The organism is Vogesella fluminis (genome assembly GCF_014652335.1).
GTDB lineage: Bacteria > Pseudomonadota > Gammaproteobacteria > Burkholderiales > Chromobacteriaceae > Vogesella > Vogesella fluminis.
Map to the genome: position 1 here is coordinate 1 of NZ_BMYP01000037.1, position 13664 is coordinate 13664.

A 13664-nucleotide genomic window follows, 5' to 3' on the forward strand; every position below is an offset into this window, starting at 1 on the left:
AGTTCGTCGATGGCCTCCTACCATCTGTCTGCATTTACACCACTTCCGTGGACTCTATCAGAGGGAGACCGCCAATATTTTGATCATTATCGTCCAATAGTGGTTGTTTTTGTCCTGTAACTGTATGATTTTACTAGGTTGAGTGGTTGTTCTTGGTTTTCTTTGATCAGATGTAGTCAAACGCAAATGGCTACCCTGATGGCTACCCTAGTGAGATTGCAATGGCAGTTTTGTCAGATACAAAAGCACGCAGCTTGAAGCCCGAAAGCCCTGCATTGCCGCATGGGGGTGTACCCGGGCTCTTCTTGGAGCCGCTCTCTAAGAAGGGACATGGCAAGTGGAAGCTTCGCTATGTCAGTCCGGTAACGGGCAAGCGCCGAACCATGGGCCTGGGAGGCTACCCAGCGGTTAGCATTGCGGATGCTGCGAAGCATGCCCAAAGCTGCCGTGAGCAGATCGCTAAAGGGCTCGATCCGTTAGAAGAAAAGGACAAAGAGCCTGATGAGCTGATGACCTTTGAAAAAGCTGCCAAAATTTTACATGCTGATCTTCTCCCGGGCTGGAAAAATAAGAAGCATGGCGATCAGTGGATTAATACATTAACTGTCTATGCATTTGATGTGCTGGGTGAAATGCCAATAGCCGAAATCACCCCTGCCCAAATTGCCCAGGTTTTGAAACCGATATGGATAGATAAGGCAGAAACTGCAACAAGAGTGAAGCAGCGCATGCATTCTGTTATGGCATGGGCTTGGGCTCATGGTTATGTTGCTTCCAATCCTGTTGACGTTGTTGAGCACCTTTTACCTAAACAGGAAGAAAAACGAACGCGGGTCAAGCACCAGCCTGCCATGCCGTGGCGAGAAATTCCACAATTCATCGCTGAGAATATTAGTGGCTGGAGTGGATTTGGTGTCACTAGGCCTTTGCTTGCATTCCTTATTTTGACTGCTTGTCGATCAGGGGAAGCTAGAGGTGCCACCTGGGCCGAGATTGATTTGGAAGAAAAGGTGTGGATTATTCCGGCGGATCGTATGAAAGCCAAGTTGCCGCATCGGGTGCCGCTATCAGAACAAGCACTATCTATTCTCCGCTATCAAAAGCAGCATGCTAGGCATCCAGAATTGGTTTTCCCAGCACCAATGGGTGGGCTGCTTTCAGATATGGTACTGACATCATATCTACGTAGAGTGAAAGCAAATAGCGATGTTCCGGGAAGGGTTGCAACGGCACATGGTTTCCGCTCTTCATTCCGAGATTGGGCCAGTGAAAATGGTTATCCTCGGGATTTAGCTGAGCGAGCACTAGCCCACACAATCAATAATCAGACAGAAGCCGCATACCATCGAAGTGATTTGTTGGAGCAACGCCGTCCGATGATGAATAAATGGGCTGATTTTTGTTTTCTTAATGTTCTTTGATAAAAAGCCCCCATTTCTTGCAAGAAATGAGGGCTTTTTTTATTCAGCATATGTTTTAGTCAGGCGTGCTGAATGGTTCAGCATCTTGAGCCCCTGCTGTCTGGGCATTGCCCCCTTGGCCTGCTGTCACTGGTGCAATGCCTTTGTCTGCTAGTACTGGTTCTGCTATTGCGGATATCGTACACACGGCCTGTCCGCGCTGCATAACACGGCACATGTGTTCAATTACCGCCACCACCTCTTCTTGCAGTCCAGGCTCCATCTGGGCAAGCAGTCCACCAATCCGTTCCGCCGGTGCATAGGCACTTCCCGGGTATTCCGAAAGCAGATCGGCTACGGTCGTTTCCAGGCCGGCCGCCAATCGTTCCAACGTTGCCAGTGACGGTAGCGTTTTGCCGCGCTCAAAGCGGGAAATCGACTCTGTATCCAACCCCACTCGGCCAGCTACCTTGTCTTGTGTCAGACCTAGCTTTTTACGGCGATCTGCCAGATTTTTGGATAGACGCTTGGCAAGTGGTTCGGCCTTGTTTTGATCAGCCATATGTGATGCCTCAAGTAGGCATTTATGGTTGCTTTGTCATGCGTAAATCGACAGAATATGATCTGTTGATTTTTGTCATCACTTTATGTTGTCCTTGGTTTTGCACGGGAGAGATTCATGCTGGCAGCGGTGTTGAATGGAAAGCGGCGAGGCACAGGTTTTGCCGGCAAGCAGTTGACGCTTGGTGCCCAGGACGGCGCTGAGGACGTTCTGACTGCAACGGTGTTTGAACGGCTGGCTTACCTGCCGGATTCGCTGTTGGCAGGGTTCCTTGAGGTGCTCCTCAGCCTGAATGAGCCGGTGGGTGCCATCGATGACCTGCAGTTTTGGCCATCATGGTCACTATCGGGGCAGCGCGTTGAACCTGATGTGGTGCTCTATGGCAGCGAGCGGACTCTGTTGGTAGAGGCCAAGCGCTACGACGATGGCCTGCAACAATATGCCCAGCAGTTGGCCCGTGAACTGGTGGCGGGTATGCAAGGCGGCGAGATACAGCGCCCGGTACTGCTGACTGTTGGCGGCTTGCAAGACTACGGCGAGGCCACTTCCCAAGCTCTGTGTGAGCAGATTGACGCTGAACTAGGCGATTTCTCGGTCGAGTACGAGTTGGTTTGCCGTAGCTGGCACCAAGTGTACCTGGCACTGCAGGCAGTTATTGCCGACGCCGAGACCGATTGGCAGCCTGGGCTGCAGCGTCTGCTAAGCGATATCGCGGCCACCTATGAATGGCACGGTCTACGCACGCAGGCCCACCGTTGGTTGGCGCAGCTGGCGCCGGTTGGCATCGACTCCGAGAGCTACCCCATCAATGGCCTGCACATCGAGCCGGAAAGCCAGGCCGCTGCACCACGCATCTCTCCGACCCCACTTTCTACTTTAGCCGCGCCCGGTATTGCTAGCGGCGCTTTCCTGATCCAGAGCTGGAGTTTCTGACCATGACCACTATCGATAACGCACTGCTGGATGTTCGCAAAGCCTACCGCCTGCTGGCTGACTATCAGCAGCGGGTGCTGGAGCTGCTTGGCTTTATCCGTGAGGAGCTGGGTGCTACTCACTACCATCAGCACTACCGCAACAAGATGCCGCGCAGCCTGGATCGTCTGGAGCGTAGCGACGATGGTGGCCAACGTCTGCTGCCGTTCAATGACGTTTCCTTCCTCTGGCTTCGTGATCACGGCCAAGAAGATCCAGCGCATTTCCACCGCAAAGGCGATTTGTTGATCGATGTCTGGGTGCGCAGCGATACCGGCAATGGTGCCGACGAGGAAAGCGAGCAGGCCGCGGAAGACAGTAGCAGCGAGCTGCGGATCTACTTCTTCCAGTGCGTGGAGCCCAAAGAGGAAAGCCACAATTGGTACTACCAGGTGTGGTCGAACACGGATTACCCGCCGCTTGGCGAGGTGGCCGTGTGTGACGATAACCCAGGCTACCGCGCCTACGGTGAGGCACTGAGCTTGGCCGATCTGGTGGATGAGGCTTCCGTACGTGTCGCCATCGCTGCGCTGAGGCAGCGTGCTTCTGAGAAGTTGGACCAAGCGATTTAATCTCGTGACCCATACCGCCCGGCAGGCTTCCTGTCGGGCGTTTGTCATTCTGGAGCGGTGATGGCGGTCAAAGTCATTCTGGTGTTGGAGCAGCCATGGTGGGGTATCGAGAACAACCCGTCGCAGGCATCGGTCATTCCATTCTTTGAGGGGCTGGCCCGCTTAACCGATTGCCGGCTTTACAGTACCAGTTTCTTTGGCCTGGATGGCTTCCGGCAAGGGCTGGCGCATCTGGCTGAGGCTGCCGAACGTCACCGCAATGGTCGCTTCTATCTGTATGTTGCTGCCCATGGCTCCGGTCGCAAGCTGGGTAGCGACAAGTATGGCTCGGGTATCCGGCTGGATACCGCCATGGTGGAGATCAAGATGATGGCCGACCAGATCAAACGCGCTATTAGCGGCCTCCACGGCCTGGAAGGCTGCATTCTTGGCAGCTGCGAGCTGGGCCAACATGAGCCTGACTTTCATGCGCTGTTGATGGGCACCAGCCTGCGCTGGGCCGTTGGCTATCGGCATGCCGTGGACTGGCTGCCCAGTACGCAAATCGACCTAGCGTTGATGGCAGCGATGGTCAGGGGTGACCGAGCCTATCAGGACTCTGATGAAGGGTTGGTGGCGCGTTTTGCCGAGGCACTGAAGCTGTTTGACCCGCTGGCCGAGATCGCAACTGACCACGGCGACAACATGGCGAGGCGGGCGCTGGAAGAAACGATCTCAGTGACAGTACAGTCGGCAGGACGGGGCAAACGCCCGTGGACGTTGGCTGCAGAAGACCTGTGGCCGCTGGATGAGGTGGAGGATGAACTCGAAGACTGATGTGATGGTGGAGCTGGCAGAGCTGCAAGCACTTGAACCCTATACGGAGATAGTGCTACCCGACACATTGCCGGATGACTTGCGGCCAAGCTGCACGGCCATGCCCATCGTGCTAGCCGAGCGTTTTCTTGTGCTGGTACCCACTGGGCAGGAGCAAGAGACTGTTGAACGCTATATGCAGTCCTTGTGCGAGCAGCGGATGGAACCTTCGATGCTGGAGCGGTTTCAGCATGTGGCACTGGGGCACGCTGCGATTTGTGTGGCACATGGTCAGAGGCTCTGGTTGCCAGAGAGATTGGCAAACTGGCTGGGAGCCTGCTCAGAGGTACGCCTTGGCCCACATGGCGAATTGCGGTTGCTCGCCAAGGCGCATTTCACCCGGCCAGAAGCTTAGATGTAATCGTTTATCCGCAGGGTACTCATCTCCAAACCAGTTTTGATCACCTGCTTCTTGCCGTTTTCTTTTGTCCTACTGAGCAATCTGCTATGTGCTTGTTCATCGCCCGAACTTGCCTTTGCCCCGTAATCGTGTGCAGAGGCTTTTGGGCTATTCAAACATTGTGAAACGCAGTACATTTGCGGACAATTAATCTAGGACTTCGTCATGAAACCTACAAAGGACGAAACCCTGTCTATCCGCACGTCGGCAGACATCAAGCAGCTACTGCGCATCGCTGCTGAAAAAGAACACCGTTCCATCGCGTCGATGATGGAAGTGCTGATTCTGAACTACGCGCAACAGCACGGCCTGAAGACCGATGCCGCCCAGGAAAAGCCATCAAAGAAATGAACTGCACAGCCCGTTGTCAGCGGGCTTTGGGAACCGATACGGGCTGAGGCCCAGAGAAGAATAGAAAAGAATGGATCATTCAGTACATAACAAGATCGTCAGCTTCATCTGGTCAATCGCTGACGACTGCCTCAGGGATGTGTTTGTGCGCGGCAAGTACCGCGATGTCATCTTGCCGATGTTCGTTCTGCGTCGCTTGGACTGCCTGCTGGAGCCGACGAAGGAAGCAGTGCTGGAAGAGGTCCGCTTCCAGCGTGAAGACGCGGAAATGGCCGATCTCGATCCGCATGGCCTGCGCGATGCATCGGGTTACGTGTTCTACAACACCTCCCGCTTCACGTTGAAGTCACTACTTGGCAACCCGTCGCAGCTGGAAGCCAACCTGAAAAACTACCTTGATGGCTTCTCGGACAACGTAAAGGAGATCGTAGACAAGTTCGACCTGCGCAACCAGATTCGCAAAATGGCACAGTCGGACGTGCTGCACGACGTGATCGAGAAGTTCGTCTCCGACGAAATCAACCTCAGCCCCAACGACCGCAAAGGCCCGGATGGGCGCACCCAGCCGGGGCTGTCCAACTTGGGCATGGGTTACGTCTTTGAGGAACTGATCCGCAAGTTCAACGAAGAAAACAACGAAGAGGCCGGTGAGCACTTCACGCCCCGTGAAGTGATCAAGCTCATGACCAATCTGGTCTTCATTCCGGTCAAGGATCAACTGCCCAACCCGCTGACCATCTACGACCCGGCCTGCGGCAGCGGCGGCATGCTGACCGAGTCGCAGGACTTCATCACCGATTCCGAGGGCGAGATCAAAGCGAGGGTGGGCGTATTCCTCTACGGCAAGGAAGTGAACCCGGAAACCTATGCCATCTGCAAGTCCGACATGATGATCAAGGGTAACGACCCGGAAAACATCAAGTTTGGCTCGACGCTGGCGACCGACGATTTCTCGGGCACGCGCTTTGACTTCATGCTGACGAACCCGCCTTACGGCAAGAGCTGGAAGAGCGACCAGAAGAGCATCGTTGAAGGCAAGGATGTGATCGACCATCGCTTCCAGGTCAATCTGTCCGACTACACCGAGGAAGACTTCGACTTCTACCCGGCCATTCCGCGCTCGTCGGACGGCCAGCTCCTTTTCATGATGGAGATGGTGGGCAAGATGAAGCGACGCAGCGACAGCCCGATGGGCTCTCGCATCGCTTCCGTCCACAATGGTTCGGCCTTGTTCACTGGCGATGCAGGCAGTGGCGAGAGCAACATCCGTCGCCACATCATCGAGAATGACTACCTCGAAGCCATCATCCAGTTGCCGAACAACCTGTTCTACAACACCGGCATCACCACCTACGTCTGGGTCCTGTCCAACCACAAGGCCGACAAGCGCAAAGGCAAGGTGCAGCTGATCGATGCCAGCAATCTGTACCAGAAGCTGCGCAAGAACCTCGGTGAGAAGAACTGCGAATTCACCGACGAGCACATCCACCAGATCACCCAGTTGTACTTGGAAATGCCGAATGACGGCATTTCCAAAGTCTTTAACAACCGTGATTTTGGCTACTACAAGGTCACGGTCGAGTGCCCCCTGCGACTGGCTGCGCAGTTCAGCCCCGAGCGCATCGCTACCCTGCGTTTCACGCCGGGCATGCAGGACATCATGGCGTGGGTGTACGGCAAGTATGGCGACGAGGTTTACACCGGCCTGAAGGCGTATGCCGAAGCCATCGAAGCCCACCTTGAGCGCGAAGAAATCGCTCTTTCACCCAAGAACCGCAAGGAACTGCTGTCCGAAGCCAGATGGTGCGAGCAACGCGACATCATGCAGGCCGCACAGCAACTGGCCGAGAAAATCGGTGGCGGCGAATTCCTTGACTTCAACTACTTTGAGGGCGTCGTCGATGACGCCCTCAAAGAGCTGGGCTTGAAGCTGGCCGCACCTGCACGCAAGCAAATCCTCAACGCCGTCAGCTGGCGTGACGAACGGGCCGAGAAGGTTATCAAGAAGGTCCACAAGCTCAATGCTGCCAAGCTGAATGACTTGCTAAACCAACTGGGCACCACCCGCGACAAGCTTGGCGACTATGGCTACATGGCGACACCGACCGGCGAGTACATCGAGTACGAGCCGGACAGCGAGCTGCGCGACACCGAGAACGTACCGCTGGCGCTCGATACCAGCCTGTCCGCATCCAGGGTGATCCACGACTACTTCATCCGTGAAGTGCGCCCGCATGTGGACGAGGCCTGGATCGCTATCGACAAGACCGTGATCGGCTACGAGATCAGCTTCAACAAGTATTTCTACCAGCACAAGCCACTGCGTAGCCTGGAGGAAGTCACGGCGGAAATTCTGGCGCTGGAGGCGGAGACCGATGGTCTGCTTAAACAACTGGTGAGCTTTGTGTCGGGGGCCAAGCAATGAAGGAAATTCAGGCCAAGACGCGCAGCGTGCGCGAGTTGCTGAGCGACACCAAGTACGGCATCGACTACTACCAGCGCGAATACAAGTGGCAGACCAAGCAGATCGTTGAACTGGTATCTGACCTCACCACGGCTTTCCTGGAAGAGTACCAACCACAGCACGAGCGCAAGGACGTGGCCTCATACGGGCATTACTTCCTGGGCTCTATCGTCATCAGCCAGCCGGATGAGAAGAAGCAGATCGTGGATGGTCAGCAACGGCTGACCAGCCTGACGCTGCTGCTGATCTACCTGCACAACATCCAGAAAGACCGCCCCGACGCAGTTTCCATCGAGAAGATGATCTTCTCCGAGGAGTACGGGGAAAAGTCTTTCAACCTGGATATCCCCGAGCGCAACGAGTGCATGAATGCACTGTTCGATGGCACCCCGTACGATGCGGTGGATCAGGTCGAATCGATCCAGAACCTGATCGGGCGCTACAACGACATCGTAGAAGCCTTCCCTGCCGAGATTGCGAACGACAAGGCGCTGCCGTACTTCGTAGATTGGCTACGCAACAAGACCCAACTGGTCGAGATCACGGCCTACGCGGATGCCGACGCCTACACGATCTTCGAGACCATGAACGACCGTGGGCTGTCGCTTTCGAATACCGACATGCTCAAGGGCTACTTGCTGGCGAGCATCACCGATACAGCCAAGCGGGCCGAGGCCAACAAGGAAATCAAGCAATGGCTGCTGACCTTCGCCAAGCGAGACAGCGAGCGCGACACCAAGGAGAGCGAAGCTGATTTCTTCAAGGCCTGGCTGCGCGCCAAGTACGCGCAAGACATCCGCGAACGGAAGAAAGGCGCAAAGCCGGAAGACTTCGACCTGATCGGCACCGAGTATCACCGCTGGGTCCGAGCAAAGGACGACTTGATAGGCCTGAACACAAGCGACGATTTCAACCGCTGGGTGCGCCAAGATTTGCGCTTCTTTGCCCGCGTCTATCTGGAGCTGCTGGATGCCTCCGAGTCCCTGAAGCCGGGCCTGGAGTCTGTCCGCTTCAACGCAGACCACGGCTTCACCCAGCAATTTCAGGTTCTGCTGGCCCCGCTGCTGCCGACCGATGACGAGGCTACGGTCAAGGCCAAGCTCAAGCTGACTGCGGATTACCTCGACTGCTGGCTGAATCGTCGCCTGTGGAATTTCAAGTCGATCGACTATTCCACGCTGCAATACGCCACTTTCCTGCTGACCAAGGAACTGCGCAACTTGTCGCTGGATGCGCTGCGCGATAAGTTAATCACCCGGCTGACCAACGATCAAAAGGAGCTGACGCTCGACGACCAGCCCTACCTGAACAACTGGAACGCCAAGAGCCTGCATCGCCAACTGGCCCGTTTCACGCACTGGCTGGAAGAGCAAAGCGGACAGCCGGGGCGGTATCTGGAATACATCGTTCGTTCCGGCAAGAACGCCTACGAGATCGAACACCTGTGGGCCAACCACTTCGAGCGCCATACCGATGAGTTCGCCCATGGGCAGGAATTTTCTTCGCACCGCAACCAAGTAGGCGGATTGGTGCTGCTGCCGAAGAAGATCAATGCCAGCCTGAACGATAAGGCTTACAGCGACAAACTGGAGCACTACCAGAGCGAAAACCTGCTGGCCCGTTCGCTGCACCCTATGTGCTACATCCACAACCCCGGCTTCCTCAAGCTGAAGGCGGAAACCGGCCTGCCGTTCAAGGCCTTCACCGAGTTCAAGAAGGCTAACTTCGATGAACGATTCAGCCTCTACAAAAGCATCGCGGAACGCCTGTGGTCGGCGGGTCGCTTGAAGGAGGTAGCGTGATGCAGCGCTACGAGAGCTACAAGCCAAGCGGCATTCAATGGGTAGAGAAGATCCCGAGCCACTGGGGCACTCAACGCGCCAAGTGGCTGTTCAACAGGATGGAACGTCCCGTAAGGCCCGAAGACGATGTGGTGACGGCTTTTCGGGATGGTCAAGTGACGCTGCGCACCAACCGCAGAACCGAAGGCTTCACCAATGCGATTCAAGAACATGGCTACCAAGGTATCCGCAAGGGTGACTTGGTGATTCATGCGATGGACGCCTTTGCCGGTGCGATTGGCGTTTCCGATTCAGACGGTAAATCGACTCCTGTGTATGCCGCTTGCGTGCCTCGCGGTGAATATCCGGTCAACAGCTACTACTACGCCTATCTACTGCGTTACATGGCGCACTCTGGGTATATCGAGTCGCTGTCGAAAGGCATTCGGGAGCGCTCAACCGATTTCCGTTTTGCCGAGTTCCGTGAACTGCCTTTACCCATCCCGGACAAGGACGAGCAAGACCGCATCGTTACCTTCCTCGACCAAAAAACTGCCGAGATCGATGCCGCGATTGCGAAAAAAGAGCGGCTAATCGAGCTCCTCCAAGAAAAGCGAAAGACTCAAATTTCCAAGGCGGTCACAAAGGGTTTGCGCCTTGATGTGATGCTCAAGAGCAGTGGCTCATTGGCAATTGGCTCGATTCCCGCTCATTGGGAGGCGCGACGTCTTAAACATGCCACGAAACGAATATACGACTGCAAGAACAGGACGCCAGACTACTTTCCTGATGGTGAATTCTTTGTTGTCAGAACCACAAATGTAAAAAAAGGACGCCTTGTTATGGAGGGCGCCTTATACACGGATGCCAAGGGCTTTTCCGAGTGGACACAGAAGGGGCTACCTAAAGCAGGGGAGCTGGTTATTACCCGTGAGGCTCCCGCAGGTGAAGTGGCTCTTCTTCCTGCCGGGTTCGTAGGTTGTCTCGGGCAAAGAACGATGGGGATTGTTCCCGATGAGCAGCAGGTGCTCGGGAAGTTTCTTTTGTATTTTCTTCAATCGGATGCCTTCGATCAGTATGTAACTTGCCAAGGTTCGGGCAGTACCGTTACGCATCTCAGAGTAGGTCAGGTATTTGACATCCCGCTTGCATTCCCACCCACCACCAAGGAGCAACAGGAGATCGTTGACTACTTGGAAGAGGAGGAGCGGCGAACCGATTTGGTAGTCCAGCAAGAGCTAAGAGCAATAAGATCGCTACGGCAGCTCAAGGCGGTTGTCATAGCATCGACTGTTAGCGGGCAGCTCAGGGTTTAAGGGAGAAACATGGTCAGCCAAACCAACGAAGCAGCACTCGAAACGCATATCGAAAACGCCCTCGCCAAGGACGGCTACTGCATTGGCAATCCGGCTGACTTCGACAGAGAGTTTGCGATTGACGGCAAACTCTTCTGGCAATTCCTCGAAGCCACGCAGCCCAAGGAACTGGCGAAGCTGAAGGATCGTCCGAACTGGCAGCGCCTGCTGCTGGAACGCCTGAACAAGAAGATCAAGAAGGACAGCGTGCTGGCTGTTCTGAAGAAGGGGCTGGACATCGACGATGCCCACTTCGATCTGCTCTACCGGCTACCCTACAACGACCTGAACCCGGAAGTCGTCGCCAACTTTGCGGCCAACATCTTCAGCGTCACCCGGCAGGTGCATTACAGCGAGTCCGATACCTTCAAGTCGATAGACATGGTGCTCTTCGTCAATGGCTTGGCGATTTCCACACTGGAGCTGAAAAACCCCTGGACCGGCCAGAACGTCCACAACGCCATCAAGCAGTACCGCACCGACCGCGACCCGCGTGAGCCGCTGTTTGAATTTGGCCGCTGTCTGGTCCACTTTGCGGTGGACCCGGACGAGGCCTACATGTGTGCCCAACTGGCCGGAAATGACAGCAACTTCCTGCCGTTCAACAAGGGCTTCAACTTCGGCAAGGGCAACCCGGTCAACCCGAAAGGCCACAAAACCGCCTACCTGTGGGACGACATTCTCCCGCGCCATAGCCTGACCAACATCATCGAGCAATTCGCCAAGTTCACCGTTGAGAAGGACAAGAAGACGGGCAAGGAGCGCAAGGCGCTGTTCTTCCCCCGCTACCACCAGTTGGACGTGGTGCGCGGCATCCTGACTGACGCCAAACAACATGGCGTCGGCCAGACCTACCTGATCCAGCATTCGGCAGGCTCGGGCAAGTCCAATTCAATCACCTGGCTGGCCTATCAATTGGTGGAACTGTACGACACGGCCGGCACCGCCAATGTGTTCAATTCCGTAGTGGTCGTGACCGATCGCCGGGTGCTGGATACCCAGCTCAAGGACAACATCAAGCTCTTCTCCGAGACGAAGAACATCGTTGCCCATGCCGAAAGTGCTGCCGAACTGAAGGCGCATCTGGAGTTGGGCAAGAAGATCATCATCACCACGGTGCAAAAATTCCCGTTCATCGTGGATGGCCTCGACGATCTGACAGACCGTAACTTCGCAGTCATCATCGATGAAGCCCATTCGTCGCAATCCGGAAGTGCTTCCGACAAGCTCAATATGACTCTGGGGGCGGAGGACGAGGAAGTACCGGAAGACCTCCAGGACAAGATTCTTGCGGCCATGAAGGGCCGCAAGATGAGCAAGAACGCCAGCTACTTCGCCTTCACCGCCACCCCGAAACCGGCCACGCTGGAGAAGTTCGGGCGGCAAGGCCCGGACGGGAAGTTCTACCCCTTCCACCTGTACTCCATGAAGCAGGCCATCGAGGAGAAATTCATCCTCGACGTGCTGGAGAAGTACACGACCTACAAGAGCTACTACGAGGTCCAGAAGTCGGTCGAAGAGAACCCGCTTTTCGACACGGCCAAGGCCCAGAAGAAGCTCAAGGCCTTCGTGGAGGCCAGCCCCCGGACCATCGAGGTGAAGGCCAGGATCATGGTCGATCACTTCATGAGCAATGTCTGGCAGGCCAAGAAGCTCAAGGGCAAGGCCAAGGCGATGGTCGTCACGCGCAACATCGAATGCGCGATCCGCTACTTCTTTGCCATCCGTACCGCCCTTCAGGAGGCCAACGCGCCCTTCAAGGCACTGGTGGCCTTCTCGGGCGAGAAAACCGTCGATGGCATCAAGTACACCGAGGACGGAATCAACGGCATTGCAGCCCGTGACCTGCCCGAGGAATTCGAGAAAGATGATTTCAAGATTCTGGTCGTTGCCAACAAGTACCTGACTGGCTTTGATGAGCCCATGCTACACACCATGTACGTGGACAAGAAGCTGCAAGGGGTACTTGCGGTGCAGGCGCTGTCACGCCTGAACCGCTGCAACTGGAAGCTGGGCAAAACCGACACCTTTGTGCTCGACTTCTACAACACAGTGGACGATATCAAGGCCGCATTCGATCCGTTCTACACGGCCACGACCTTGAGCGAACCCACCGACGTCAACGTGCTGCACGACCTTAAGGATGTGCTGGATAACTTCGGCATTTACGACTGGTCGGAGGTGACGACGTTCAACGAGAAGTTTTTCGCCAGCGCCGAGGCTGAGGAACTGCACCCGATCATCGATGCCGTGGTGGCCCGCTTCGACGCCGATCTCGACGACGAGCAGCGCATCGACTTCAAGATCAAGGCCAAGCAGTTCGTGAAGATTTACGCCCAGGTGGCTGCCATCATCCCGTTCAACAACGTGAACTGGGAAATGCTGCACTGGTTCCTGAAGTTCCTGATCCCCAAGCTAAAGGTGAAGGACCCGGATCAGGACAAGCTGGACGAGTTGCTGAACAGCGTTGACCTTTCCACCTACGGGTTGGAAAGGTCACGCCTTGAGACGAAGATTGGCCTGGATGCTTCAGAAACCGAACTGGAACCCCAGAACCCGAACGTCCGTGGCGGGCACTTCGGCGACGGCGACAAAGACCCACTCGATGAGATTGTGCGTGCGTTCAATGAGCGCCACTTCGCAGGTTGGGAAGCCACACCGGAAGAGCAGCGGGTGAAGTTCATCAACATCGCCAAGCATGTGATGAACCACGCCGACTACAAGGCGCAGGTCGAAGACAACCCCGATAGCCAGAACCGTCAGCTAGCGCTGGAGCGCCTGATCCAACAGGCGATCAGCGTCGAGCGGCGGCGGGAACTGGATCTCTACAAACGGTATGCGTCTGACCCAGATTTCAAGCGAGCTTTTGATGCGAGTGTGTCGAGGTTGTTGGCTTCAGCGGCGAGCGAAACTCTTTTGGCTGGCGCATAAAGGCGGGAAAATTACTCAATA

General features: G+C 55.6%; 11 protein-coding genes. 10 read left to right on the plus strand and 1 reads right to left on the minus strand.

Annotated features, from left to right (window positions below; all coding sequences use genetic code 11):
- Positions 1-221 precede the first annotated feature (221 nt).
- Positions 222-1421, plus strand: a complete 1200-nt coding sequence (locus tag IE083_RS12775) for a tyrosine-type recombinase/integrase (protein WP_189354138.1) — start codon at positions 222-224, stop codon at positions 1419-1421.
- Positions 1422-1476: 55 nt separating this feature from the next.
- Here IE083_RS12775 and IE083_RS12780 read toward each other — a convergent pair whose 3' ends face one another.
- Positions 1477-1962 carry a helix-turn-helix domain-containing protein gene (locus IE083_RS12780; RefSeq protein ID WP_189354141.1) on the minus strand — a complete coding sequence of 162 codons (486 nt, stop codon included), beginning with the start codon at positions 1960-1962 and terminating at the stop codon, positions 1477-1479.
- A gap of 117 nt (positions 1963-2079) precedes the next feature.
- On the opposite strand from IE083_RS12780, the gene IE083_RS12785 reads away from it, so the two are divergent.
- The 9 genes from IE083_RS12785 to IE083_RS12825 all read left to right on the plus strand — a co-directional run bounded on the left by IE083_RS12785 (position 2080) and on the right by IE083_RS12825 (position 13643).
- A complete protein-coding gene (locus tag IE083_RS12785; RefSeq protein ID WP_189354144.1) occupies positions 2080-2895 on the plus strand; it encodes a hypothetical protein in 816 nt (271 codons plus the stop codon).
- 2 nt (positions 2896-2897) lie between these two features.
- Positions 2898-3506: a PM0109 family protein gene (locus IE083_RS12790; protein WP_189354146.1), complete on the plus strand. Its 609-nt coding sequence runs from the start codon at positions 2898-2900 to the stop codon at positions 3504-3506.
- A gap of 60 nt (positions 3507-3566) precedes the next feature.
- The gene (locus IE083_RS12795; RefSeq protein ID WP_189354149.1) at positions 3567-4322 is read left to right on the plus strand and encodes a hypothetical protein; all 756 of its coding nucleotides are present in this window, start codon (positions 3567-3569) and stop codon (positions 4320-4322) included.
- Complete coding sequence (locus IE083_RS12800) at positions 4306-4716, plus strand: hypothetical protein (RefSeq protein ID WP_189354151.1); 411 nt, start codon at positions 4306-4308, stop codon at positions 4714-4716. The genes IE083_RS12795 and IE083_RS12800 overlap by 17 nt, the downstream gene beginning before the upstream one ends.
- A 210-nt stretch (positions 4717-4926) precedes the next feature.
- Positions 4927-5112, plus strand: a complete 186-nt coding sequence (locus tag IE083_RS12805; protein WP_189354154.1) for a type II toxin-antitoxin system TacA family antitoxin — start codon at positions 4927-4929, stop codon at positions 5110-5112.
- Positions 5113-5182: 70 nt separating this feature from the next.
- Complete coding sequence (locus IE083_RS12810; protein WP_189354156.1) at positions 5183-7537, plus strand: type I restriction-modification system subunit M; 2355 nt, start codon at positions 5183-5185, stop codon at positions 7535-7537.
- Positions 7534-9378, plus strand: coding sequence for a DUF262 domain-containing protein (locus tag IE083_RS12815; RefSeq protein WP_189354159.1), 1845 nt, complete (start codon positions 7534-7536; stop codon positions 9376-9378). The genes IE083_RS12810 and IE083_RS12815 overlap by 4 nt, the downstream gene beginning before the upstream one ends.
- Positions 9378-10673, plus strand: coding sequence for a restriction endonuclease subunit S (locus IE083_RS12820; RefSeq protein WP_189354197.1), 1296 nt, complete (start codon positions 9378-9380; stop codon positions 10671-10673). Before IE083_RS12815 ends, IE083_RS12820 begins: the two co-directional genes overlap by 1 nt.
- A gap of 9 nt (positions 10674-10682) precedes the next feature.
- Positions 10683-13643 carry a type I restriction endonuclease subunit R gene (locus IE083_RS12825; RefSeq protein WP_189354160.1) on the plus strand — a complete coding sequence of 987 codons (2961 nt, stop codon included), beginning with the start codon at positions 10683-10685 and terminating at the stop codon, positions 13641-13643.
- Positions 13644-13664: the final 21 nt, after the last annotated feature.

Excerpts from the sequence above, each read along its gene's own strand:
- IE083_RS12775 (WP_189354138.1), top strand. The coding sequence starts at position 222 with ATGGCAGTTTTGTCAGATACAAAAGCACGCAGCTTGAAGCCCGAAAGC.
- IE083_RS12780 (WP_189354141.1), bottom strand. The coding sequence starts at position 1,962 with ATGGCTGATCAAAACAAGGCCGAACCACTTGCCAAGCGTCTATCCAAA.
- IE083_RS12785 (WP_189354144.1), top strand. The coding sequence starts at position 2,080 with ATGCTGGCAGCGGTGTTGAATGGAAAGCGGCGAGGCACAGGTTTTGCC.
- IE083_RS12790 (WP_189354146.1), top strand. The coding sequence starts at position 2,898 with ATGACCACTATCGATAACGCACTGCTGGATGTTCGCAAAGCCTACCGC.
- IE083_RS12795 (WP_189354149.1), top strand. The coding sequence starts at position 3,567 with ATGGCGGTCAAAGTCATTCTGGTGTTGGAGCAGCCATGGTGGGGTATC.
- IE083_RS12800 (WP_189354151.1), top strand. The coding sequence starts at position 4,306 with ATGAACTCGAAGACTGATGTGATGGTGGAGCTGGCAGAGCTGCAAGCA.
- IE083_RS12805 (WP_189354154.1), top strand. The coding sequence starts at position 4,927 with ATGAAACCTACAAAGGACGAAACCCTGTCTATCCGCACGTCGGCAGAC.
- IE083_RS12810 (WP_189354156.1), top strand. The coding sequence starts at position 5,183 with ATGGATCATTCAGTACATAACAAGATCGTCAGCTTCATCTGGTCAATC.
- IE083_RS12815 (WP_189354159.1), top strand. The coding sequence starts at position 7,534 with ATGAAGGAAATTCAGGCCAAGACGCGCAGCGTGCGCGAGTTGCTGAGC.
- IE083_RS12820 (WP_189354197.1), top strand. The coding sequence starts at position 9,378 with ATGCAGCGCTACGAGAGCTACAAGCCAAGCGGCATTCAATGGGTAGAG.
- IE083_RS12825 (WP_189354160.1), top strand. The coding sequence starts at position 10,683 with ATGGTCAGCCAAACCAACGAAGCAGCACTCGAAACGCATATCGAAAAC.